We start from the raw sequence: 25518 nt of genomic DNA on the forward strand, positions 1-25518 counted from the left end.
CACACTATTTTTTTTAAACTAGTTTTTTTAACTCATTTAAATTCATTTTAATAAAATCAGTAGCATTAGGCTTAGCAAGAATTTTAAACTGTTTCTTATTAGTTTTTTTATAAGCTTCAAGCATGACAGCCTGTAATTCCTTAACATCTGATGTTAATATTAAATCTAACTTTTCTCTCTCATCATCAGATAATCCCTCTAAATTAGAAAGAACAACATTATTAAACTTCTTAACTAAATTAGTATTTCTTTTCACCATAGTACCTAACAAAAATGAAGGTGCAATAGTAAATAACGATTCATATGGTTTCAAATCAGAATATGTAATTTTTCCATCAGTCATAAATATCATCTCATAAACTATGTCCCAGTATAATATTAATATTATATTTATCTTTAAATCTTAAAATTCTTTCTAAAGACTTCTGAGATACATTTTTATTCCAAGTATAATCAGAAGCAGTAACACCATACTTCAAGCCATGCCTAGTATAACACGCGTCACCAGCAAACAAGACCTTATTCTCACCATTAAGTAAGTATGATAAATGACCAGGAGTATGACCAGGAGTATAAATAGCATAGAATGATGAATCACCGAACACGTCAAAACATCTGCCGAGAATAGGTGTATCAACAAAAGAATCCACATCTAAAACTTGAATAAACTTCTTAGACCTAAAATATTCAGCATAATAAAAAGGCTTTAAATCCATACTCTTCTCCCTATTAGAGAAAAATATGGGAATACCATCATCCAAATCAACAATACCCGATACATGATCCACATGAGTATGAGTCAAGAAAACACCAGATAAGTCAATTTCTCTTTCTTCAACAAAATCAGATATACTAGAACCCTCTTCTTGAATAAAAAAAGAACCATAATCCTTCAGTAAACTACCACGACAACGACCAAAACCATTAGTAGCATAAGATTTATCTAATCCAGCATCAACAAGAAAAATATCCGAATTTTTCATGAACAAATATATGAGATAATACAGGCACATAAAAACTAACGTCAGGCACGTCATCAATAAATTCATAATCAACACTAACCGTACCTCGTAAATTTAACATAACTTTACCCGATATAATAGAATCAACAAAATGAATATCACAATCTAAAGATAAAACATCATCCCAACAACTAAAATCATTACCATTACCTTGAAAAGAACTAATATTCATATTAAAAACTTCCATAAAAAATCTAAACAAACATCTGCTAGAATAAACATTTCTTAAAAGATATACTCTGTTTAATTGTATTTTCTAATTTAAATAAATTAATTATCAACATTAGATAAAATTTATATATTCTATATCAATAACTTTTCTTGTTGATTGTTTATTAGTGTTTTATTTTATTTCTGTTTGTTTTATTTTCTCATTAAATATTATATTAGTAACTACTATTTTTTTTACTGTGTATACTGTTTTTTTCATTAAAGATTATTAAATAAACTTTTATATGTAATAAAAATGTTATATTTAATTATGTTAGTTATTAGAAAATAATTAACTTCGAAAGTTGAATAATATAATATCCAAATTTCATTAAGGAGGTTTAATTCATAAAGGGTTATTTTGGAATGATTCTATTAATTATCACAGTTATATTTTTAGTAGGATCAGTAGCAGCTGCTGATACTGCATCCAATGATAACACAATAATTCAACATGATTCAAGTACTACTGAGGTAAGTACTAGTTCAGTTGTATCTGATACTTCTAGTGTTTCTACTTCAGATAGTTCTAAAAGTTCCTCATCTTCAAGTAGTTCAGTAGGTACCAGCGTTGGTACTACAGTCAATGCAAGTTCTTCCAGTAGTTCTAGTCATAGTTCTAGTAAATTAATTAGTAATACCTCTAGTAAATCTATTAAAAGTAGTTCAGATAGCTCTACCTCTTCAAAAATAAAAACTACCACTTCAGTAAATAATGCTGAAGTAGGTGGATATGATACTTTAATACTGAATGCTACAGTTAAAAATTCTAATAACAAGGTTATTTCGGATGGTACTGTAGTATTTGAGATTAATGGAAATAAAATTGGAACAGCTACCGTTGATAATGGTTATGCTATTTATAAGTATAATATACCTGGGTATGCTGCTAATAAATACACAATCAGTGCTAATTACTCTGGTACTGATAAGTATTATTCTAGCAGTGATAAAAGTACATTAACTGTAAATAAGTATAATACCAACATTAAAATTTCATCTATACACGCTACGCCGGGTAAGACAATTACTCTGAAGGCAACTGTTAAAACAAGTAGTGGATCTAATGTTAAGAATGGAAAATTAACATTCAAAATTAATAAAAAATCCATTAATACTGTGAGAGTGTCTAATGGTGTAGCTACTACCAATTATACTATCCCAAAATCATGGGCTGATAGAACATATTCATTATATGTCGTGTATGGAGGTAATAGTGTATATAAATCATCAACAACTGATGATGGAAAATTATACTTAAATAGTGTTGTTAATACAAAGGTAACTGTTAAAACTGTTTCCGTTACTGCTAGTAATACTGTTACTTTAAGTGCAAGTGTTAAAGACGCTAAGACTTCAAGTAATATTAATGGTGGTAAACTCTCTTTCAAGATTAATGGTAAAACTATTGGAACAGTAAAAGTATCTAAAGGAGGAGCAACCTTAAAATATAAAGTACCTGCAACATGGAAGGGTTCTTATAAAATTTCAGTAGTGTATGGAGGATATAACGAATATAAATCAGCAAGTGCTACAGGTACATTAAAAGTATCTCAAGCACCATCAACAAAGATAACAGTAAGTAATATTAAAGGTGCAGCTGGATCAAATGTTACCTTAAAAGCAACTTTAAAAACTAGTACTGGTAGTCTGGTAAAAAGTGGAAAAATTGCTTTTAAGATTAACAGTATAACAGTTAGAACTACTACTGTTAAAAATGGTGTTGCAACGCTGAAATTCCATATTTCATCAGAATTTGCTGATTCATCATACACTATTTCCGCTGTATATGGAACTAATAATAACTATTTATCAGCAAGAGCTAATGGTACATTATCCATTATCGCTAAGGATAATATCCCATCAAATCTAAAGGAATATCTTAAAGCTACAAGAAATTGTGAAGTAAATAGTAAAACAATACAATCCATTGCTAAAAAATTCTCTGGATATACTAGTACAAAAGCTAAAGCTACAGCAATATTTAATTACTTAAACTCTATTACATCATATAGTGGTTATTATGATACTAGATATGGTGCAGTAGGTACCTATCAACGTAGATATGGTAATTGTGTGGATATGTCACATTTATTAATTGCTGTTTCAAGAGCTTCTGGTATTCCAGCAAGATATTGTCATGCTACATGTACATTCCGTAGTGGACTTGTAGTAGGTCACGTATGGGCGGAATTATATGTGAATGGTAAATGGGTAAGTTGTGATTTAACATCCAGCAGTAATCGTTTTGGTAAGATTGTAAACTGGAGATCACATACAACAATACATAGATATATATCCTTACCATTCTAAGCTCCTCCACAAAAATCTCATTTTTTTCTTTTTTTTATTTTATTATTGTAATCATTGTTCAATTGCTATTTTTATTTTGATTAGAAAAAATTTAATTAAACACTTTTTATAAATCTATTATTTAATAACAACTTTAGGGAGTAGTAATTAAATGATATGGGATGAAGAAATTGAATGCATGTCCAAGGAAGACATGGAAGAATTACAACTAAAACGATTACAGGAAGTCGTTACAACAGCTTATAACAAAGTACCCTATTATCATAAGAGATATAGTGAAGAAGAAGTATATCCTGAGGACATAGAAACTCTTGAAGATATAGAAAAATTACCATTCACAACAAAAACTGATTTAAGAGCATCATATCCCTTCGGATTATTTGCAGTACCACAGAAAGACATAGTAGAAATCCACACATCCAGTGGAACTACAGGGAAACCAACAGTATCTGGTTATACAAGAGCAGATTTAGATATTTGGTCAGAAGTTATGGCTAGAGGTTTGACTATGATGGGCATAACTGATGAAGATATAATACAAAACACTCATGGTTATGGGTTATTTACTGGTGGTTTTGGTGTACATTATGGTGGACAAAAAATTGGTGCAACAGTAATACCAATATCTACTGGTCAAACACTAAGACAAATCGAGTTAATGAGAGATTTCCAGACAACAATGATAATTTTCACTCCATCCTATGGATTACACATAGCAGAAGAATTAGAGGAAATGAATATCAAGCCATCTGACCTAAATCTTAAAGTTATTGGTTTTGGTTCTGAAAGTTGGACAGATGAAATGAGAAAACAAATAGAAGATAAATTCCAAACTCCAGCATACAATATCTATGGTTTAACAGAAGTAATGGGTCCTGGTGTAGCAATGGAATGTTCAGAACAAGATGGACTACATTTATATGAAGACCACTTCTATCCTGAAATAATTGACCCAAACACTATGAAACAAGTACCTGAAGGACAAGAAGGCGAACTAGTTTTAACAACATTAACAAGAGTAGGAATGCCATTAATACGATTTAGAACTAGAGATATTACAACATTACAGCATGGAAAATGTGGATGTGGAAGAACACTTGCAAAAATAAGTAAAATAAAAGGAAGAACCGATGATATGCTTAAAATCAAAGGTGTAAGCGTATTCCCATCACAAATTGAGAAATCATTACTGTCTATTGAAGGTGTAGAACCACACTACCAGATTATATTAACAAGACCTGATGTTTTAGACCAAATAGAAGTTAAAGTTGAAGCATCCCCAGAAATATTCTTCGATAATGTGAAAGAATTAGTGGGTATAAAAGACAAATTAGCTGAAGCAATACATGACGAGATAGGATTAAGAGTTAATGTAACACTTGTAGAACCAAAAACTATAGACCGTGTTGATTCAGGAAAAGCAAAAAGAGTAATTGATAAAAGAAATGAATAAAAAAAATATTAAGATGTGAAAATATGTCAGACATTTATGTAAACCAATTATCTATATTTTTAGAAAACAAGGAAGGAAGAATGTTAAACACCCTTGATATCATAGAGAAATTAGGCATTAATATAAGAGCATTATCCATAGCTGATACATCTGAGTTTGGTATACTTAGATTAATTGTTACAGAACCTGAAAAAGTAAAAGAAGTTCTAGAAAAAAATAATTTCATTGTAAAAATTACAAAAGTATTAGCTGTTTCAATTAGTGATGAGCCTGGAGGACTAAATCAGGTTCTAAGAATATTAGATGATGCAAATATAAACCTGGAATACCTATATGCATTTGTAGAACAAAAAACCTACCATGCTATAGTTATACTAAAACTAGAAGATATGGAGAAAGGAATAAAAATATTAGAAGAAGGAAATGCAAATATTATTTCTCCAGAAGAAATATACTCCATATAATCATTTCCTTAAACTTTCACTTTTTTTAATACTATTTTTTACATGAATTATATCCATCACTAAATGCTTTGATGTTAATATCTATTGATTTTGGTGGAAGATTATCCTTCATTGTATCAATTACTGATTCTGTATCTAAGGGGAATGTTGATATTGCTGTTGCTCCACCAAGCATTGCCATGTTCATAGATAATGGATGTCCTGCATTTAATGCTATTTTATTTGCATCCATACTATAAACCTCTGCTACTTTACTATCTAACTCGGATAATATATCATCAATTTCTGGATAGTCAATGTCTTGTTGATTAATTGTTGATGGAAGTACAGGAGATGTATTTAATACTATGATTGTATCCTTACTTGTTTTTTCTAGTGCACGTGAAGCTTCTATCGGTTCAAATGCTAGAACTAAATCAGCATGTCCACTTTGAATTATAGGACTTTGATCTTCCCCAATCTTTAATTCTGTGGAAACTACTCCCCCTCTCTGTGACATTCCATGTATCTCACTCATAACAACATTTTTATCTAATTTAAGTGCTGTTTCCCCTATTACTATAGATGTTTTTATTATACCTTGTCCACCTATACCACAAATGTAAATATTATATGCCATGAATATCACTCCTGTTTATGAATTGCACCTGTAGGACATACGTCTACACAAACTGCACAATTATTACAATCCAGATTGATTGTTATTTCACCATTTATTTCATTTAAACTAGGACATGCTAGTTGATCTATACATTTATTACAGTGTACACATTTACTATTATCAACTACTACCTTATAATTACGTGCTCTTATTTCTTTCTTATTAATTAAATTACATGGATATTTAGCAATAATTACAGATACTCCATCATAATCTAATGCTTTCTTATAAACATCAATCATATCATTAACATTTAATGGATTAATTGTTTCAACAAATCCTACACCAATAGATTTTACAAGTGCTTCTATGGATATTGCTGGTGCTTCATCACCCATACCATCAATTGGTATTCCAGGGTTTGTTTGTCCACCAGTCATAGCAGTAATTCTGTTATCAAGTACTACTAGTGTGAATTTGGTTTTATTATGAACAGCATTTATAAGAGGTGGTATTCCTGCATGGAAAAATGTTGAATCTCCAATAAAACTTATTATTGGCTGGTCTTCTGTTGCTTTACTAAAACCGCAACTTGTACCTACACTAGCACCCATTGACATAAGATAGTTTGCCATGTTATATGGTGGTGCTATTCCTAGAGTATAACATCCAATATCTGATGGATGTATACTTTCAATATCTAAGTTTAAACTGTTTATTGCTTGCCTTGCTGCATAGAATGATGCTCTATGTGGACATCCAGAACATAATGTAGCTGGTCTTGAAGGTAGTGGAATATCAGATTTAGTATTAGCAATTACATCAGTATCTACTGATAATAGTTCACATAATGCATCACTTATAATATCTGGAGTATATTCAAATATCTCAGGAAGCATACCATCCTTTTTACCATGAATTTTAACATCAATATTATTTGCTCCTGCAACTGCTAATGTTTCCATTTCATTAATTGGATCTACTTCTTCCACAACAAGTACCTCATCATTATCTACTAGGAATTGTTTAACAAGTTCTTCAGGAAATGGATGTGAAAATCCTAGCTTTAAAATGTTAACATTAAAATTATTTTTATTAACTACATCTGCTACATAGTTATATGCTCCACCAGATGTGATTATTCCAATGTTAGAACCTTTATCAATTACCTTGTTTAGTGGACTGTTATTTGATACTTCTCGTATATCTTTTATTTTTTCTACCAGATTTTTATGCATTGTTCTTGCTATTTCTGGTACTGGTACATGTAATCCTTCATTTTTGAATTCACCAGATGTAATCTGATTTTTTGTGTATTTACCTGTTTCAACAATACCTCTCATATGTGAAACTCTAGTTGTTGTTCTTACAATAACAGGAGTGTTAAATTTATCTGAGATATCATATGCATATATGATAAAATCTTTTATTTCCTGAGGATTTGATGGCTCAAATATAGGTATATTTGCCTGTCTTGCAAAGTGTCTTGTATCTTGTTCATTTTGTGATGAAAATGTAGAAGGATCATCTGCTACTAGTAATAAGAAACTACCCTCTACTCCCATGTATGCACTGGTCATTAATGAATCTGCAGCCACGTTTACACCTACATGTTTCATGAATGAGAATGTACGTAAACCAGAACTTGCAGCTGCTGATGCTACTTCAACAGCTACCTTTTCATTTGATGAAAATTCAAAGTATACATTAGCATCTTTTGCTATTTTAAATAAGATATCCCCTATCTCTGAAGAGGGTGTTCCCGGATATGTTGCTGCTAATGAAAGACCAGCTTCTAAAACTCCACGAACTGCTGCTTCATTACCTAGCATGAAATATTTCTCATTTTCACCCGGACTTAGTAAGTCATTTATAATCATATTTCTTCTCCTTATAAATTCATAAAATAGTATTAATAAAAAGTCTTAATTATCATAGATGAATTCTATAATTAATAATTATGATAATATATCTATTTTATAAAATATTTAAGTTATGATAATAAAAATAATATTTACTTTAAAATGAAATATATAATAGATATAACAAAATAATAATTATATACTAGAATTATAATAATTCGTTAGACATATTAAAATAATTTAATAAAAAACATGTTAATTATAGTTATAAAAATTAGGGGTAGCATATGATTACTGTTAACGTTAAAAGATATGATCCAGAAGAAGATAAACATTATATTGAATCATATGAAATTGAAAAAACAGATAATATGAAAGTTTTAGATGCATTACAGCAGATAAACAATAAATATGATGCGAAAATAGCCTACAGATACTCTTGTAGAGCCGGACAATGTGGGTCATGTGCAATAAAAATAAATGGAAAAGCAAAACTTGCATGTAAAGCAGAAATTAATGATAATGACACATTAGAGCCATTAGATTTCAAAGTATTAAGAGATTTAATTGTTGACCGTGAACCATTAAACTCAAAAACAAAAGAATTAAATCTATATATGGCATCAGAAGATTGCGTTTCTAACCAAAAAGAACCATCCAAACTAAAACCAGAAACATATGCAAGAACAGAACCATTACGAGGATGTATAGACTGTTATTCATGTATATCCATGTGTCCAGTTATCAAAAAAACAAATGAATATGTAGGTCCATACTTCATGAGAGCATACTCAGATATATGTTTTGATCCACGTGAAGATTTCTCAAGAAGTGAAGAAGCAGTAGATTCAGGAATATACTGCTGTACATCATGTGGTCAATGTTCTAAAACATGTCCGAAAGAAATTGACATCTATGGAAAAGCAATAGAAAAACTAAGAGCTCAAATATGTTCTGAAAAAGAAGGACCATTAGCTAAACATATAAAAATAAGAGAAGCAGTACTTGGAACTGGTCGCAGTGTACAGCCCGATGAGAATAGTAAATATCCTGAAGGATTTATAAAAGAATACAACAAACAACATCACTTCGAAGAAAAACCAAAAATAGCATTCTTCACGGGATGTATGATTGATAATAAACTTCCATGGATTGCAGAGTATTTCGTGAAAATATTATCAAAACTAGGATATGAAGTAGATATTCCAGAAGGACAAGTATGTTGTGGCTCACCATTAATGCGTACAGGACAGGTGGATATAATACCAGACCTTGTAAATACAAACTATGAAATCTTTAAAGATTATGATTTAGTATTAACTGTCTGTGCTGGTTGTGGATCAACACTGAAAAATAATTATCCTGATTATGGTGTAAAACTCAACGTAATGGATATTACAGAATTCCTACAGGGCAAACTTAACACTGAAGATATGAAAAAATTAAATCTTAGAGTAACCTATCACGACCCATGTCACCTAGTTCGTGGACAAGGAATATCCGAGGAACCACGTAACATATTAAAACAGATGAATGGTGTAGAATTTATAGAAATGGATAAACCAGATCTCTGTTGCGGTGCTGGTGGAGGAGTAAAATCAGGAAAACCAGAAATAGCAAATGCATTAGCAGATGATAAAGTAGAAATGATAGAAAAATTAGATGTTGATTATGTTGTAACTATTTGTCCATTCTGTGAATTTAATATACAAGATGCATTAAACAGAAATAACTCTGATACATCAGTTATCAATTTAATGGAATTATTAAACCAAGCATATGAATAAAAAAAATATTATTATTCATATCTTTTATTTAATCTCTTTTTTTAAAAAATAATTATTATTACTATACTTAAAATAATAGATACAATCCTCGCCTTAATATAATACTGCTGTTCCATTAACACTAACTAGTATAGTATTACCCATAGTACCGCCAAGATTACTGTATTTTATCCTAATATTTAGTATTGCATTAGCACCTAATAATTCAGCCTTCTCTACCATACTATCTATTGCTACTTCTCTTGCTTTTCTTAGTTCTATTTCATATGATGATGTTCTTCCACCTACAACATCTCTCACACCAGAAAAGATGTCTTTATAGACGTTAGCTCCTACTAATCCTTCACCATTTACTATTCCATAATACTTTTTAATGGTTTTTCCTTCAATATTAGGTGTTGTTACTAATAACAAAAATTATCAACTCTTAGCATTGTATTAATAATATTTTATGTTTGTTGAAGTTAATAAATATTAAAAAAAAAATAATTTATGAAAAAGAAGGTTAAGTTTAGAAATAAAAAAAAATAATTTTTTTATTCAGATTTTTGTATATCAATATATTCCTGTCTTGTTAATGTAAAACAGGATAATATTCCCATTAATATTAACCAGATTCCTATAACTACTCCCATGTTCCATGGATTCTTAACTATTACACCTACTAATATGTATATAATACCAAATATTACGTCAAGTATTCCCATAATACGTAGAGGTTTAAATTTCCATGTTGCAATTAGATGTGAAATACCTGCTATTATCATTATAAATCCAAGAATATAAATCATGTAACTTGCAATTACTGAGATTACAGCAGGATTAAATAATAATAACCAACTGAATATTATACTAATAACAGCAAGAATTATTGATAAAATACCAACTGCTTTATTAAAAACCATTTGACCTGCAGCTATTGTAAATAACATTAATGCAACCATTAAAAACATGAAACCGGATATAATACCTATAGTCATTGTTGATACTAATGGAAAGAGAATAGATATAAGTCCCAGTAATATCAATATTAATGCAGAGAAGTTTAATTGAAAATTCCTTTTAAAATTCATCAGCATTATCCCTCCTCTTATTTTTATTAAAATATTATATGTAATACATTTATAAAATAATTGTTTATTAAAGAAATAATTCCCCAAGTTCAATATTGAAAAATGTTATTTATTCTAATTGTATAAAAATTCATTCTTAATAGGATAATAATTATTTGGGCTAGTTAAATATTTTAAAAATATCAGACAAATATATAGATAGTGATTCTTTTTGAAAATTTATACAGTATTTGTTGAACCAGAAACATCAGGAAACATAGGTTTTCTTGCAAGAAGTATGAAAAACTTTGGATTAACCGATATGGTATTAATTAATCCATGTGAACTAAAAGATGATGCATATTACCAAGCAATGCATGCAAAAGAAGTAGTACAGAATGCATCAATCTATGATACTTTAGATGAATTCTTTTCAGATAAAGAAATAACTTCAATAGTGGGAACTACAGGTACTCCTGGTGGAAGTTATAATATTCCAAGAATTCCAATAACACCTGAAGAACTTGGAAAGAAAATGAATGTGAACGGCAATATAGCTCTACTATTTGGAAGAGAAGGTGATGGATTAACTAATGAAGAACTAGAACAATGTGATGTTCTAGTATCCATCCCTACAAGTGATGAATATCCAATTATGAACATAACCCATGCTGCAACAATTATATTCTATGAAATATTCAAAAACAAGAAAAGCTATCCTATAGACAACTTAGACGTTGCAAGCTATGAAGATAAACATGTGCTAACACAACTATCCGAAAGCATAATATCTAAATTAGATTACCCAGAACATAAAGAAAGACAAGCAAATATAATTGTAAAACGTATAATTGGAAGAGCATTTATAGCAGGCCGTGAATCACGAACATTAAGAGGTACATTAAAACGTATAAATTCAAGAATTAATAATTCTCATGAGGAATAAATCTATGGCAATACTTAGTGACATTGATATAAAAAAATACCTAGATGAAGGTAAAATTGTAATTGACCCATTAAAGGATGAGAAACAAATACAGCCATCATCAGTAGATTTAAGAATAGGAAATGAATTCAAAGGATTTAAGATAATAACAAAACCATTTATAGATCCTTTTGATGATACTGATTTAGAATCATACATGAGTTCCTTTACAATAGAAGAAGGACAACCATTCATAATACATCCAGGAGAATTTACATTAGCAACAACATATGAAACAGTTAAACTACCAGCAGACATTGTAGCACGGGTAGAAGGACGCTCATCAATGGGAAGACTTGGAATTACCATGCACGTAACCGCTGGATATATAGACCCTGGATTTGAAGGTAAAATAACTCTTGAAATTTCTAACATAGGAAAAATGCCCGTAGCATTATATCCGGGACAAAGAGTATGTCAAATAGTATTTGAAACAATGACATCACCATCAATAAAGCCATATGGTCATGAAGATAGAGATAGTAAATATATGGGACAAACAGGACCACAAGTAAGTAAAATAAAAGAAGATTTTGATATTAAAAATGGGGGAAAATAATGGGAAATGAAGAAATGATGAGTATATCAAAGAAAAGAGGATTTTTATATCCATCCTTTGAAATATATTCAGGAGTAGCAGGATTCTATGATTACGGACCACTTGGAGGAATACTAAAAAACAATATAATGAATCTCTGGAGAAAATATTATGTTGCACGTGAAGGATTCTATGAAATAGAAGCACCAACAATAATGCCAAGAGAAACATTAAAAGCATCAGGACACGTAGATAACTTCACAGATCCAATGACACAATGTACAGAATGTCATGAAGTATACCGTGCAGATCATATTATTGAAGCTGCAATAAACAAAGAAGTAGAAGGATTACCTGACGAGGAATTAACAAAGATAATTGAAGATAATAATATAGTATGTGAAAACTGTGAAGGTAAATTATCTCCTGTAAGAAGCTACAATCTCATGTTCAAGACAGAAATAGGTGTAAGTGGAAAACAAATAGGATACATGAGACCTGAAACAGCACAGGGTATATTCATAGCATTCAAAAGAATCAGCAGATTCTACAAAGATAAACTACCATTTGGAATAGTGCAACTAGGAAAATCATACAGAAATGAATTATCTCCAAGACAAGGAGTAATCAGATTAAGAGAATTCACACAAGCAGAAGCAGAAATCTTTGTTGACCCATCAGATAAAAGCCATAGATACTATAAAAACATAGAAGACTATGAATTAGAATTATACAGTCAAGAAGAACAATTAAATGATAAAAAACCAGTCAGGTTAACAGTGAAAGATGCAATAGAATCTAATGTTGTCTCAAGTGAAATGCTAGTATACCAATTAGTATTAGCACGTGAATTTTTAAAAGATCTTGGAATACCTAATGAAGCTATCAGATTCAGACAACACTTACCAGATGAAATGGCCCACTATGCAATAGATTGCTGGGATGCTGAAGTAAAAACAGACCAGTACGGATGGGTGGAAATCATAGGAATAGCAGACCGTACTGATTTTGATTTAAAATCACATATCAAACATAGTAAAGAAGATTTATCAGTATTCAAAGAATATGACACTCCTAAAAAAGTAGTTAAAACAACACCATCATTTAACATGAAGAAGTTTGGTCCAACATTCAAAGGAGATTCTCCTAAAGCAAAGGAAATCCTAGAAAACACAAATCCTGAAGTAATTATTGATTCATTCAAGACAAATGGAACCTATAAATTCAATATAGGGGATAATGAATATGAAATTGATGATAGTTTCATAACCTTTGAAACAAAAGAGGAAGAAATACGTGGAGAAAGAATTGTACCGCACGTAATAGAACCATCATATGGTATTGATCGTATAATCTACTCAACACTCCTACACTCATATACTGAAGATGTATCAGATGAGGGAGAAAAAAGAGCATATCTTAAAATACCTGCAATAATAGCTCCAATAAAAGTAGCTATACTACCATTAGTAAACAAGGAACCATTAGTGGATATTGCAAAGGATATAGAAATAACACTTCGTGAAAACAACATGATTTCATCATTTGATGGTAGTGGAACCATAGGAAGAAGATATGCACGTGCAGATGAAATAGGAGTTCCATTTGCAGTTACAGTAGATTATGATACTATTGATGATAAAAAGGTTACAATACGTAATCGTGATACCTTTGAACAGAAGAGAGTAGCAATAAGAAGACTACCAATAATAATTAAAGAACTTGTAGAAGGAAATATTACTTTTGAGGAATTAGAAGAATAGTAGTGATTAAAATGATAATTGATGCTCATATGCATGCAGATACAAGACCAATAGAGAACTTTAAAGATATAAAAATGGCTGGAGTAGATGCAGTAGTAACCTGTGCCCACGACCCCCTTGAAATGAAAAAATCAAATGTAACTCTCGAACACTTAAACAGAGTAGTATATCAAGAACCTAAAAGAATCAGCAAACATAATGTTAAAGTATATGCAGCGGTAGGTATACATCCAAGAGCAATACCTGATGATTATGAGAATGTTCTAAAAGAATTACCTAATTATATGAAGGAAGATCATGTAATTGCAGTTGGAGAGATTGGACTAAACTCAACAGCACAAATAGAACAAGAAGTTTTTATAAAACAGTTACAATATGCTGATGAAAATAACTATAATATTATTGTTCATACGCCAAGAACAGATAAACCTACTGTAACTAAAAGAACAATAGAATTAATGGATGAATATATTAATCCTAAACAAGTTCAATTAGATCATATAGATTATTCTATTGTAGATATGGTTATTGATAAAGAGTATACTCTTGGAATTACAGTTCAACCGGAAAAAATGTCTGTTGATGATACTGTTAAAATGTTAGATGAGTATGGTTTTGATAAGTTTGTCCTAGATAGTGATATGAGTTCAGCACCATCAAATCATATGTCACTTCCTGAAACTAAGCATAGTTTAGAAGTAAATGGATTTAATAAGAATGATATTGATAAAGTCATATATAAAAATCTTGTTAAATTCCATAATCTTAAAATTTAAACTCCCTTTATCTTATTTTTTTATAAAAGACTAAAATAAATAAATATTTAAAAAAAAGTTTGAAAAAAAATAGAATACTGTAAAATAATATTATTGTTTAAGTAATCTTATCTCTTTTGGAGTTACTACAATAACATTACCAGTACTACCTAAAAGAACTACGTTTGCATTTGTTGTATTTTTGAATGCTTTTAATGTTGACCCTACTTTTTTGAATTCGGATAGTTTTCTTTCTTGAAGATATTTAAAATCTATAATTGCTGGAACACCAGTCTTATTAATATTATCTAATTCATCAGATAATGCACTTAATGATCGTATTTTTATTAACCGTATTGTATCAATATTATTTCCTTGATTTGGTTCAATTAAAACATCGTCATCATCAGAATGATCAATTACAATATCTTCATAATCATCATCATATTCATTCTCTATTGAGGATATTACATTATCATTTAACATTTTTTGATCATTATCAAAATTTGGCTGCATATTGTAATCCCCATCATATTCCCGGTCTATAGATTTTTTTATATTAATAGTAAAATCTTTTAATGTGTTTTCCATGTTATTCACCTACATAATCCAAGACTGTTTGAAGTAAACGTTTTAAACCACCATTAGAGTCTGTATGTAAGTCAACTGTTGGTAGATTAAATTTCTCTTCAATTTCTTCTAAAGATACATCCGGAGCATTCCTTCTATTAATTGATAAACCTATAACTTTAGTAGGTTCTACTGCTTCTATAGCTTTTAATTCTTCAGATATGCCTATTGGTTCTCTGAATGGATGGTTTGGTCTGTGACATAATATTACAGCATCAGGCATTGCTCCAAATAATATTGCTGCAGATAGTCCTTTTGGATGAGGGTTTCCTGTTTCTGTAAGACTAGATTGTCCTTCAATAAATATAATATCAGGATTCTTATTTTCTTCCATGTATTTAACGGTTCCCATTATTGCTGCTGGAACATCCATTACTGATAAACTTCCTGCTCTGAAATTTATATCTGTTGGTTCGTCTAATCCCATTTCATCTGTTGAAAATATTATAGCATTAAGTCCTAATTCTTTTGCTGCTTTACCTAATTTTCTTGTTGTGGTTCTTTTTCCACATTCTTGTGAGGTTCCACCTACAAATATTACTGGTTTTTTGTGATAGTATGTTATTTTTGGTAAAACTTCTGTTACTTTATCTGGTGCTGTTCCCATAACTTTTTTAACATTATCTAATCGTGAGCTAATTTCTTTGATTTGTACACCTTTTTGATTAGCAAATTTTATTAAGGATGGATTTTCTTCGAGTGGTAATGATCTGAATGATGTTAAAACATTTTGTCCTAAATCAATTGCTTGAACAGCATATTTTAGTGCAGCTCCTTCAGCTCCTATAGGTAACATTATAGCAACTGATTTTGAATTAGTTTCTTCAATTAATTTTTTTAAATCAGAGCCTACTATATGACCACAGAACTCTTTTCCTTGTTTTTTCTCATTATCATCTAAGAAGCCTGCTGTTTCTACTCCTGTGAAATTGGAAAATTTCTCTCCACCTCCACCAGCGCCTATAATGATAAATGGACTTAGTTCTCTAAAGTCTTCACTAGATGTTATAGAATACAAAAAATCACTTCTCCAAAATATTAATTTATAAAAATTTTTATCTTATATCTATATTCTATTTTATAAACTATATAATTTAAACTATACTATAAAAAATAGTTTTTGAAAATAATTTAGATGAAAAAAAGTTGATATGGTGATGATATTTTAAAGTTAATATCTTATTTTTCCTATATGTCTAGTACTTCCAGGGTCTTCACCATTGAATATTGAAAGATGATATATGAACCATTCTAATGGAATTATAAGTACAAATGGAGTTAATAATGGATCTATATCTGAGTATTCTTGTAAGTCAAATACTATATTATTTACTCTGAGATTTTCACAGAATTTAATTGCTCTATCTGTAACTTCATCAGGTTGGTCACCAGATCTTAGAAATACTACTGTAACTCCTTCTTCTACACGTTCTATTAAACCATGTCTGAATTCTCCAGAGTATATTGGACAAGCATGTTTTAATGATCCTTCCATGAACATTGTCATTGCTAGTTTATATGCTAATCCGAAGTTTAATCCACTACCCATGCAGTAAAATAAGTCTACATCCTTATTTTCTTCTGCGATTTTCTTAGATTTCTCTTCTGTTGATTTAATTAATTCTTCTATTAAATCAGGTACTGTGTATAATTGTTCTAGAACATGCTCTGCTCTTTCAGATTTTACCATCTTAAAGAATATTAGATATAATGCAAATAACTGGGTTACATATGTTTTTGTACCTATAATTGCTAATTCAGTGCCGCCTAATGTTATTACTGCTTCATCTGCTTCTTTTGCCATGGAACTATCTTTTTCATTTGTTATTGCTACTGTTTTTATATTATTTTCCTTTGCCTTTCTTAAAGCAGATAATGTGTCAGATGTTTCACCCGATTGTGAAGTTAATATAACTCCAACATTACTATCTTTCTCTAAATATTGGTTATCAACAAATTCATAACCTGTTTGAACATCTATATCTATTGTTGATATTGTTTTTATTGCATCTTTTATTGTGTAACATGTAGATATAGAACTTCCACAACCAATTAAGTATATTTTATCAAATTTTGAGTATTCTTCGGATATCTGTTCTAAATGTTCTTTTTCTGATTCTATAGTGCGCTTCAGTGAAATTGGTTGTTCCATTATTTCATTGTACATTTCATATTCCATTATTTGTAACTCCTTTAGTTGTACGTATTATCTATTTAACAGTAACTATATTATATATAATATATTTCTCATTTGATATTTAAATATTCATATCTTAAACTAATTAATTAATAAAAATAGTAATAATAAGTTTAGAATCGAATGATTCCTTGATTTATTAACTTTGTTAATTTAATAACCTTGTATATTTGAAATATATATAATACAAACCATGTTAACACAACCAAATAAACTCCTATTTCTGAAGAAATATTATACGTTGTAGAATAAAATGCTGCAATTACAGCATAACTAATAAAAATTAATGGAATTAATAATAAAAATAAAATTCCACTATACCACTGCTCAATATAAAAATAACTGATACCTGGCAGAAATATTGCTAATAATATACTAATTACCATATTTTTTTGTTTTATAACTGTTTTATCAGAAGCATTATCTAAGTTACTTATTAATTTAAATCCACAGTATATACAGTACTTGTCATTATTTTGATTATGAAAACCACACCTTGGACATTTAATCATATGAATCTCCTTCCCTTAATCTAATAACATTGCTTGTCGATATGTATCACATATACCTATAATATATACTAATAAACTAGCTAAAAACATCATATACACAATTATATATGATTCTAATAAATTGAATAATATTATTGTGAAAAATAATAAAAATAATTGACTAGCCAGAAATACTAAACCTCTGTCCAATTTATGTATATAGAAATATCCAATTCCCGTGAAAAGAGCTGATAATAATGTTGCAATAAATTGTTTTTTTGATACTGTGTAATAACTATCAGGATAATAAGAATCTGTATTTGTAGAATTATTCCCCTTGATGTAATCATCATTCATAAAATTATTTGATAAAAAAGAATAATATAAATCTCTTAAATCATTGTTTTTTTGATTATCTTCTTGAATGATAATGTTAAAATCAGCATCTTGAGAAAATAAAGCTTTAGAGCAGTGCATACAATATTTACTTCCCTCAACATTCTCATATCCACAATATTTACATTTAACCATGATCAGTCACTTATCATTTTTATATAATATATTTATATAGACTAGCATTTAATATAATTTTATATAAGCGCTAGTTGAGTAAATTAATATGAAAATCAATGATTTAATTGAAGTTAAATACATATCAAGACCTAATCGCTTCACAATCAAATTTAAAAACTCGGATAATAAATTAGATATAGCACATTTACATGACCCTGGAAGATTAAAAGAATTACTAATAGAAAATACGCCCATTTTAATAAAATATGTACCTACCTACAAAAAAACTAACCGTAAAACTAAATACAATGTAATAGCCATTAAGGATAAAGAAGATTGGATATTACTAAACAGTAATTACCATAACAAAATTGTAGAAGAATTAATTGATAATCATGAAATTCCGGGACTTGAAAAATATCATGTTGAAAAACCAGAATATACCTATGGAAATAGCAGATTAGACTTTCTTTTAACTGATGAATATAAAAATAAGATGTATTTAGAAGTTAAAGGTTGTACATTACAAATAAATAAATTAGCAAAATTTCCAGATGCACCTACAAAAAGAGGTACAAAACACTTAAACGAATTAATAAATATAAGAAAAAACCATGGAAACAGTGCTGTTGTCATATTAATATTACATAACAAAGCAGAGACTTTCATGCCAAACTATGATACAGACCCTGAATTTAGTAATACACTGAAAAAAGCATATGAAAATAATGTGGAAATATACCCATTTCATATGATAACAAAAACAGAAAATGATTCCTTAATAATAGAAGCAGACAAAAAATTACCATTAATATTAAAATAGAGTGATTATTCATGAAATGTGATAGATGTTATTATGAAAACCCTGATGATGAAACATACTGTATTAATTGTGGTAAAAAATTACCTGAAAAAACAAAACCTACTGTTATTACAGTGATAACCATACCTTCAAAAAATAAAGAAAAAAAGGAAAATGATTACTACTCTATTGAATATAAAGGTCCTGAAATAACAACTCAAAACCAAAATAATACGAACAATGATGAAGATATTGAAAACAATGACTTAATTGCTATATTTCTAAGCTTTCTTTTTCCAGGATTTGGACATCTATACATAAAACAAAACATAAAAGGTATTATATATCTATTCATAGCTATAATACTAGGATATATCTCAACAATTAAACAGGAAGTAATATATGTATTAGTAGTAGTCTATTTAATTCAAGTTATGGATGTTATAATATGTTGTAGACGAAAAAAATAATTTATATTAACCAAGACTTTTACATAACCCTATTAAACAATATTAAATAGTATATTTTAAAATGGAAATATAATTACTCTAATTCTTACTTTTCCTCTTAATATATTCTTCTAATAAATTATTTAAAAACATTTATAAGAATTAATATATCATTTTTAAAATATTTAGAAAATTAATATAAGAAATATTTATTTAAACATTAATTGGATTCACTATAATTTATATATGAAAATAGATATATAATATTATCAACATACTATGAAAAGAGTTAATAAACTAAAAAAAATATAAATATAAATAATTAATTTTTTAAACAAGAGATAATATAATATGAAGGATAATACATGTCTGCAAGAATCATAGAAGGATACAAATTATACAAGGATAATGCTGTAATTGTAGAACATTATGAACCAGACCATGTTATATTCAAAGTAAAAAACAAAAAAAATACAGATTATTATCTCGTATCCATGATGTATGGATATTGGAATTGTGACTGTGCAGACTACCAGTACAGAAATCAAAGACAACCCGGTAGTTTTTTCTGTAAACACTTAGAAGCAGCACAATTTAAACTTCTTGACTTGTTAAACAATTCCGATAAAGAAGGAGACTAGAATATGAAAATAGAGGAATTATTAAAACCTTGTCCTGAATGTGGTTCCAGAGACAAGACCCAACATAGAGATTTTGACAGAGAATTTCTAGCATATGGATCTAATGCTGAACTAAAATGTTCCAACTGCGGACATATATTTATTACTAGAGATGAAGCAATAGATATGAGAAGAGCAGAAGAGAAAAAACTAGAAGAAAATAAAAAAGAAGAGTAAATATGATGAATAAGGGGATTGAATTATGATAGTGAAAGATATTTGTATGTACTGTGGAGCATGTGCAGGAGTTTGTCCTACTAATGCAATTCAAGTACAAGAACTAACAGTAGTTGTTGATGATGACACATGTACAAAATGTGGAATATGTGTAAAAGCATGTCCAATTGATGCATTAGAACTAGAATAGGTGATAATATGATAGAAACAGATATCTTAGTAGTAGGAGCTGGACCTTCAGGATCACTTGCAGCAAAAGAAGCTGCTTTACACAGAGCAAAAGTCATACTAATCGATAGAAAATCAGCAATAGGCTCACCAAAAAGATGTGCTGAAGGAGTATCCAAGAATGGATTAGCAGAATTAGGCATAAAACCAGACCCAAGATGGATTGCAAGAGATTTAAAGGGAGTAAGACTAGTAGCACCTAATGGTACAAATGTATGGTTAGATAATGACACAATACAACTACCAGAATCAGGATATATTCTGGAAAGAAAAGTATTTGATAAACATATGGCAATGGATGCAGCACGTGCTGGTGCAACTATAATGATAAAAACTAATGCTACAGCATTAGAAAGAGTAGAAGATGGTATTATCATTACTGCAGACCATTTTGGTGAAGAAATAAAAATCCACGCACATATTGTTATTGCAGCAGATGGTCCAGAATCAAAAATTGGTCGCTGGGCTGGATTAGAATCTAGTACTGCACCAGAATACATGGAATCATGTGCTCAATATGAAATGGCTGGAGTAGAAATGGAAAATAATAGAGATATCGCTCTATTCTTTGGATCAGTTTCTCCTGGAGGATATGCTTGGATTTTCCCTAAAGGCGATGACATAGCAAATGTAGGATTAGGTGTACTAAAAACACACACAGATAAAACAGCAATAGAACACTTAAATGAATTTGTAAAAAACTGCCCAGAAACAAAAAATGCACAGCCAGTTGAATTAAATGTAGGTGGAGATCCTGTAGGTGGAATAATAAAAGACCGTATTGGTGATAATATCCTAGTTGTAGGAGATGCTGGTGGATTTGTAAATCCATTAACAGGTGGAGGAATCAACAGTGCCCTTGAATCAGGAGTATATGCAGGAATAGTAGCTGCTCAAGCAATTCAAGAAGGAGATTACAGTAAGAAAAAATTTAAAGAATATGTTAAATTAACTGACGAGAATATAGGTAAAAACTATAAAAAATACGATAAAGCTAAAGAATATTTATTATCATTAAATGATGATGAATTAAATGATATAGCAAAAGAATTTGAAAAAGCAGATTTCTCAGAAGTCAATCCTAGATCATTAATAAAAATGCTAGTTAAAGTATCTCCTAAAGCATTATTAAAACTAGGAAAATTATTCTAATCCCCTATTTTTACCTTTTTTTTAACATATTTTTAAAGAGAAGATAAGTATGAATAATACAAAAATACCATGTGTAACTGAATTATCATTACATAGACCAGAAGTAATTAGATGGCAAGAACGAATGAAACTGTTAGAACCATACAGTGATACTATCATAGTTCTACCATGTAGTATGAAAAAGCCATATTCACAATCTAAATCACATAATATATTCAAGAAGTATACTAAAGGATTACAGGAAGTAATACTAACTTCACCATTTGGGATATGTCCAAGAGAAATGGAACGAACATATCCTATACAATCTTATGATGCATCAACCACAGGTGACTGGTCTGATGAGGAAATAAAAGCATCCGGAAAATGTCTAAAAGAATATGTTAAAGATTACAAAGTAATTGCACACGTAACTGGAGGATACCGTGCAGCATGTGAAGAATTCCTAGATAATGTGGTGTACACGTGTGATGATGGTAACACAAGATCAAATGAATCATTAAATAATCTAAAAGCAGAAGTAAAGAAAGCTGACAAAATTGGTCATAATAAACATAAGATACATGATCTTAGATCAATAGCAAGATACCAATTTAACACAAAAAAAGCGGATGCATTAATACCAGAAAATACTCAGACTAGAGGCAGATTTAATACACGTATACTTGTAGATAAAACTCAAATTGCAACATTGCACTTTGACACAGGATTATTCACATTAAACTTACCAGCAGGAGAAATACTTAAAGAAAATGAAATAAACAGAGTATATATTAACTTTGATTTACAATCAAACACATTATTTACCCCTGGAATTGATGATGCTGATGAAAATATCATCCCGGGTGACGAAGTAGTGATAATAAAAGATGATGAAGTCATTGGTGTTGGAAAATCTATGATGAATGGTAGAGAATTAGTTGACTCTACTAAAGGTGTAGGTGTAAAAATACGACATCAAATCAAATAAGCTTAATAAAAAAGTATATATAAACAAAATTTTAATAAGTAAATATGGAGAGATAAAAATGGCAGAAGCAGAATTAAAACAAGAAATTAAAGATAAATTAGCATTAATCGCTGATCCTCATATGGGTATAAGTATCGTAGATATGGGTTTAGTAAGAGATATAGCAATAGATGAGGAAAATAAAAAAGTAAATATAACCCTATCACCTACAAACCCTGGATGTATGAGTATCGCAAATGTAGCAATGGCTTCTAAAATAGAAATTGAAAAATTAGAAGACGTTGACAAAGCAGAAATTACTGTTATTGATCATATGATGGCAGATACCATAAATGAAATGGTCAATAAAGAAGAATAAATATTCCATCATTTTTGATGTTTAACACATCATATTTTTTTTTGAACAACATAAAAAGATAAAGTATATATATAAGAAACATACAATATAATAATAGTTGCTTACAAAGCACAAGCAATATTAATTTTAAACATTTGAGGGCGCGTGGCTCAGCTTGGTTAGCGCGCACGGCTGATAACCGTGAGGTCCTGGGTTCGAATCCCAGCGTGCCCATTTAATAAAAACTATTTTCTATTTTAAAAGATTTAAAAATTATTTTTTCATGTAACTTATTTTTTTTCATTTTATATTAATTTTTATTCATACTAATTAATCCAAATTTATTTAAAAATAGACTACTAAAAAAATAAAACATCATTATCAAATAACATGAAAAAAACAACACAAGATAGAAATATTAAGAAATAATAGAACATAACACAATCAAACTAATTAAACACCACAATAAATAATCTGCATAAAATATAAAATAAATTCAATGAAAAAAAACTAATAATAACAATAACCTTATTTTCTTAAAAAGAATAATAGAAAAATAAGAAATTATATGGAATAATATAAAATATACACTACTTTAAAGCCTAAAAAAATAAATTAATAAAATATATTAAGTAATTTTAATATAAAAAAAAATGGAGCAAATGGTAAGATACGGTTAAAAAAAACTCACCATATTTTACCTACTTAATTCATTAAAAACTACTAATTTTAACACTATTACTTATTTAATAATTAAAAAAAGAATCATCTTTATTATTTAAACCATATAAATTATTATATAATATACATCATGAAAAAGGTGTTTTATATGTCATATATGAATAATGATGAAAATCAGACAAGATTAACATTTAATAGACTAGATTCTAACATTCCTAATAACCATATTTCCCATTTTATAAAGAAATTCACAGCCAAACACTTCAAAAAAATAGATGAAAAATATGAGAAAAAACGTGGAAGACCAGCATTTCCCAAAACAGCACTACTAAACATAATATTATATGGAACATATGATAATTTAAAAACATTTCAAGAAATCAGTCAATCCTGCGAATATAATATATACTATAGATACCTTACTGGCGGTTTAGTACCATCAGAACGTACAATTCAAAGATTTGCTGAAGATCATGGTACAATAATCACAGAAGTTCTTGAGAAAATAGTTGACTATGCTAGCAACACCCACTCTATAAAACAAATAACATTAAATGGAGACATCCAGCCCGATAACAGAGAGGATAAAGTACAACTTGAAGAAATAAATGATTTTACATACGATTTAATAAAACTTATTAGAAAATATGAGAAAAATAACAGAATAATAAATAGAGAATATGAACTTAGTAGAAATGCAATACTAATTTTTGAAGATAATAATATCAGCCCATTAGAGAAAATAAATACCATTAATAACATCCAAAAGAAATTAAAAAAATCAAAAGAGGAAAGTGTATTCATTAACAGTCTTGATGCATTATTAAATCTGGAAAAAACAAGACTTTATCCTATAACTTATAAAATTGATACAAAAGATTATAACCCTAATTTTATATCAAAAATTAATATTACATCAAAAGAACCTGAAAAAATAGATATATCAAAAATTCAGAATAATATTACACTATTATCCTGTGTTTATAATCTTAAAATAATAAATAATATTAATCAGGAAAAAATGAATTATAAATTAATATATAAATTTATGGAAGTTGTTCAGAATAAGTATCCTGATATTAAATTTATCGTAAAGTAAAAAATAGTGAGTAAAATTCAGATTATAAAAAAAAAGAATTGAAAAAAGATTATTCATTTTCTAATTCATCAAGTAATTCATTCCAGGTGTTTAATGTTTCTTTAGCTGCTTCTTCGGTTAATACTTCTATAGCATAACCAGAGTGTATAAGAACATAGCTTCCTATATCTGCATCAACTAAGTCAAGTTTTGCTTCTTGTTTAACTCCACCAAAATCACAAGTTGCTACATTATCATTTATTTCTAATACTTTTGCAGGTGCTGCAATACACATATTAACTCCTCCTTATCATTAAAAAAAAATTAT

General features: G+C 29.1%; 30 protein-coding genes and 1 tRNA gene. 18 read left to right on the plus strand and 13 right to left on the minus strand.

Annotation, left to right across the window (positions count from 1 at the left end):
• Positions 1 to 13: 13 nt before the first annotated feature.
• From OTK55_RS00095 to OTK55_RS00105, 3 genes are read right to left on the minus strand one after another with little or no spacing between them, the layout of a single operon-like run.
• Positions 14 to 343 (minus strand): hypothetical protein, encoded by a 330-nt coding sequence (locus tag OTK55_RS00095; RefSeq protein WP_274869828.1) that lies wholly within the window; start codon positions 341 to 343, stop codon positions 14 to 16.
• A gap of 10 nt (positions 344 to 353) precedes the next feature.
• Complete coding sequence (locus OTK55_RS00100; protein WP_274869830.1) at positions 354 to 983, minus strand: MBL fold metallo-hydrolase; 630 nt, start codon at positions 981 to 983, stop codon at positions 354 to 356.
• Entirely contained in the window at positions 955 to 1083 is a 129-nt protein-coding gene (locus tag OTK55_RS00105) for a hypothetical protein (protein WP_274869831.1), read from the minus strand. The genes OTK55_RS00100 and OTK55_RS00105 overlap by 29 nt, the downstream gene beginning before the upstream one ends.
• A gap of 515 nt (positions 1084 to 1598) precedes the next feature.
• Between OTK55_RS00105 and OTK55_RS00110 the strand changes: the two genes are divergently transcribed.
• The 3 genes from OTK55_RS00110 to OTK55_RS00120 all read left to right on the plus strand — a co-directional run bounded on the left by OTK55_RS00110 (position 1599) and on the right by OTK55_RS00120 (position 5462).
• Positions 1599 to 3545 (plus strand): Ig-like domain repeat protein, encoded by a 1947-nt coding sequence (locus OTK55_RS00110; RefSeq protein WP_274869832.1) that lies wholly within the window; start codon positions 1599 to 1601, stop codon positions 3543 to 3545.
• Positions 3546 to 3696: 151 nt separating this feature from the next.
• Complete coding sequence (locus OTK55_RS00115) at positions 3697 to 4998, plus strand: phenylacetate--CoA ligase family protein (protein WP_274869833.1); 1302 nt, start codon at positions 3697 to 3699, stop codon at positions 4996 to 4998.
• A 23-nt stretch (positions 4999 to 5021) separates the two neighbouring features.
• A complete protein-coding gene (locus OTK55_RS00120; protein ID WP_274869834.1) occupies positions 5022 to 5462 on the plus strand; it encodes an acetolactate synthase in 441 nt (146 codons plus the stop codon).
• A 31-nt stretch (positions 5463 to 5493) separates the two neighbouring features.
• Here OTK55_RS00120 and OTK55_RS00125 read toward each other — a convergent pair whose 3' ends face one another.
• Positions 5494 to 6081: an indolepyruvate oxidoreductase subunit beta gene (locus tag OTK55_RS00125; protein ID WP_407652401.1), complete on the minus strand. Its 588-nt coding sequence runs from the start codon at positions 6079 to 6081 to the stop codon at positions 5494 to 5496.
• A gap of 5 nt (positions 6082 to 6086) precedes the next feature.
• Entirely contained in the window at positions 6087 to 7943 is a 1857-nt protein-coding gene (iorA, locus tag OTK55_RS00130) for an indolepyruvate ferredoxin oxidoreductase subunit alpha (protein ID WP_274869835.1), read from the minus strand.
• A gap of 269 nt (positions 7944 to 8212) precedes the next feature.
• Here iorA and tfrB point away from each other — a divergent pair, with 269 nt between their 5' ends.
• Positions 8213 to 9712, plus strand: coding sequence for a fumarate reductase (CoM/CoB) subunit TfrB (tfrB, locus tag OTK55_RS00135; RefSeq protein WP_274869836.1), 1500 nt, complete (start codon positions 8213 to 8215; stop codon positions 9710 to 9712).
• Between the two features lie 93 nt (positions 9713 to 9805).
• Here the strand turns inward: tfrB and OTK55_RS00140 are convergent, their stop codons facing one another.
• Together OTK55_RS00140 and OTK55_RS00145 are read right to left on the minus strand one after the other, a co-directional pair.
• Positions 9806 to 10126, minus strand: coding sequence for a YbjQ family protein (locus OTK55_RS00140; protein WP_274869837.1), 321 nt, complete (start codon positions 10124 to 10126; stop codon positions 9806 to 9808).
• A gap of 122 nt (positions 10127 to 10248) precedes the next feature.
• Positions 10249 to 10785: a DUF308 domain-containing protein gene (locus OTK55_RS00145; protein ID WP_274869838.1), complete on the minus strand. Its 537-nt coding sequence runs from the start codon at positions 10783 to 10785 to the stop codon at positions 10249 to 10251.
• A 211-nt stretch (positions 10786 to 10996) separates the two neighbouring features.
• Between OTK55_RS00145 and OTK55_RS00150 the strand changes: the two genes are divergently transcribed.
• Genes OTK55_RS00150 through OTK55_RS00165 form a run of 4 tightly spaced genes read left to right on the plus strand, consistent with a single transcriptional unit; the run spans position 10997 to position 14826 of the window.
• Positions 10997 to 11710, plus strand: a complete 714-nt coding sequence (locus tag OTK55_RS00150) for a TrmJ/YjtD family RNA methyltransferase (RefSeq protein ID WP_274869839.1) — start codon at positions 10997 to 10999, stop codon at positions 11708 to 11710.
• Positions 11711 to 11714: 4 nt separating this feature from the next.
• A complete protein-coding gene (gene dcd, locus OTK55_RS00155; protein ID WP_274869840.1) occupies positions 11715 to 12308 on the plus strand; it encodes a dCTP deaminase in 594 nt (197 codons plus the stop codon).
• Positions 12308 to 14050 carry a glycine--tRNA ligase gene (glyS, locus tag OTK55_RS00160; RefSeq protein ID WP_274869841.1) on the plus strand — a complete coding sequence of 581 codons (1743 nt, stop codon included), beginning with the start codon at positions 12308 to 12310 and terminating at the stop codon, positions 14048 to 14050. The genes dcd and glyS overlap by 1 nt, the downstream gene beginning before the upstream one ends.
• An 11-nt stretch (positions 14051 to 14061) precedes the next feature.
• Positions 14062 to 14826, plus strand: a complete 765-nt coding sequence (locus tag OTK55_RS00165) for a TatD family hydrolase (RefSeq protein ID WP_274871721.1) — start codon at positions 14062 to 14064, stop codon at positions 14824 to 14826.
• Positions 14827 to 14916: 90 nt separating this feature from the next.
• Here the strand turns inward: OTK55_RS00165 and OTK55_RS00170 are convergent, their stop codons facing one another.
• The 5 genes from OTK55_RS00170 to OTK55_RS00190 all read right to left on the minus strand — a co-directional run bounded on the left by OTK55_RS00170 (position 14917) and on the right by OTK55_RS00190 (position 18654).
• Entirely contained in the window at positions 14917 to 15396 is a 480-nt protein-coding gene (locus OTK55_RS00170) for a hypothetical protein (RefSeq protein WP_274869842.1), read from the minus strand.
• A 1-nt stretch (position 15397) separates the two neighbouring features.
• Positions 15398 to 16453: a DUF1611 domain-containing protein gene (locus OTK55_RS00175; RefSeq protein ID WP_274869843.1), complete on the minus strand. Its 1056-nt coding sequence runs from the start codon at positions 16451 to 16453 to the stop codon at positions 15398 to 15400.
• A 153-nt stretch (positions 16454 to 16606) separates the two neighbouring features.
• Positions 16607 to 17614, minus strand: a complete 1008-nt coding sequence (locus OTK55_RS00180; RefSeq protein WP_274869844.1) for an SIS domain-containing protein — start codon at positions 17612 to 17614, stop codon at positions 16607 to 16609.
• 131 nt (positions 17615 to 17745) lie between these two features.
• Positions 17746 to 18144 carry a zinc-ribbon domain-containing protein gene (locus OTK55_RS00185; RefSeq protein WP_274869845.1) on the minus strand — a complete coding sequence of 133 codons (399 nt, stop codon included), beginning with the start codon at positions 18142 to 18144 and terminating at the stop codon, positions 17746 to 17748.
• A 15-nt stretch (positions 18145 to 18159) separates the two neighbouring features.
• Positions 18160 to 18654 carry a zinc ribbon domain-containing protein gene (locus OTK55_RS00190; RefSeq protein WP_274869846.1) on the minus strand — a complete coding sequence of 165 codons (495 nt, stop codon included), beginning with the start codon at positions 18652 to 18654 and terminating at the stop codon, positions 18160 to 18162.
• 88 nt (positions 18655 to 18742) lie between these two features.
• Between OTK55_RS00190 and sfsA the strand changes: the two genes are divergently transcribed.
• The 10 genes from sfsA (at position 18743) to OTK55_RS00240 (ending at position 25211) form a co-directional block, all read left to right on the plus strand.
• The gene (gene sfsA, locus OTK55_RS00195; protein ID WP_274869848.1) at positions 18743 to 19459 is read left to right on the plus strand and encodes a DNA/RNA nuclease SfsA; all 717 of its coding nucleotides are present in this window, start codon (positions 18743 to 18745) and stop codon (positions 19457 to 19459) included.
• An 11-nt stretch (positions 19460 to 19470) separates the two neighbouring features.
• Positions 19471 to 19908, plus strand: coding sequence for a TM2 domain-containing protein (locus OTK55_RS00200; protein ID WP_274869849.1), 438 nt, complete (start codon positions 19471 to 19473; stop codon positions 19906 to 19908).
• Positions 19909 to 20252: 344 nt separating this feature from the next.
• Positions 20253 to 20528 carry a hypothetical protein gene (locus OTK55_RS00205; protein WP_274869850.1) on the plus strand — a complete coding sequence of 92 codons (276 nt, stop codon included), beginning with the start codon at positions 20253 to 20255 and terminating at the stop codon, positions 20526 to 20528.
• A 3-nt stretch (positions 20529 to 20531) separates the two neighbouring features.
• Entirely contained in the window at positions 20532 to 20744 is a 213-nt protein-coding gene (locus OTK55_RS00210) for a TIGR04165 family Cys-rich peptide (protein ID WP_274869852.1), read from the plus strand.
• 25 nt (positions 20745 to 20769) lie between these two features.
• Entirely contained in the window at positions 20770 to 20934 is a 165-nt protein-coding gene (locus tag OTK55_RS00215; protein ID WP_274869853.1) for a 4Fe-4S binding protein, read from the plus strand.
• A gap of 8 nt (positions 20935 to 20942) precedes the next feature.
• Positions 20943 to 22124 carry an NAD(P)/FAD-dependent oxidoreductase gene (locus OTK55_RS00220; RefSeq protein WP_274869854.1) on the plus strand — a complete coding sequence of 394 codons (1182 nt, stop codon included), beginning with the start codon at positions 20943 to 20945 and terminating at the stop codon, positions 22122 to 22124.
• A 49-nt stretch (positions 22125 to 22173) separates the two neighbouring features.
• Positions 22174 to 23094: a DUF5591 domain-containing protein gene (locus tag OTK55_RS00225; protein ID WP_274869855.1), complete on the plus strand. Its 921-nt coding sequence runs from the start codon at positions 22174 to 22176 to the stop codon at positions 23092 to 23094.
• Positions 23095 to 23152: 58 nt separating this feature from the next.
• A complete protein-coding gene (locus tag OTK55_RS00230) occupies positions 23153 to 23452 on the plus strand; it encodes a metal-sulfur cluster assembly factor (RefSeq protein WP_274869856.1) in 300 nt (99 codons plus the stop codon).
• Between the two features lie 138 nt (positions 23453 to 23590).
• A tRNA-Ile gene (locus OTK55_RS00235) sits at positions 23591 to 23665 on the plus strand.
• 595 nt (positions 23666 to 24260) lie between these two features.
• Complete coding sequence (locus tag OTK55_RS00240; RefSeq protein WP_274869858.1) at positions 24261 to 25211, plus strand: transposase; 951 nt, start codon at positions 24261 to 24263, stop codon at positions 25209 to 25211.
• Positions 25212 to 25260: 49 nt separating this feature from the next.
• Here OTK55_RS00240 and OTK55_RS00245 read toward each other — a convergent pair whose 3' ends face one another.
• Complete coding sequence (locus OTK55_RS00245; RefSeq protein ID WP_274869859.1) at positions 25261 to 25485, minus strand: HypC/HybG/HupF family hydrogenase formation chaperone; 225 nt, start codon at positions 25483 to 25485, stop codon at positions 25261 to 25263.
• Positions 25486 to 25518 lie beyond the last annotated feature (33 nt).

It is taken from the genome of Candidatus Methanosphaera massiliense (assembly GCF_028890305.1).
Lineage (GTDB): Archaea > Methanobacteriota > Methanobacteria > Methanobacteriales > Methanobacteriaceae > Methanosphaera > Methanosphaera massiliense.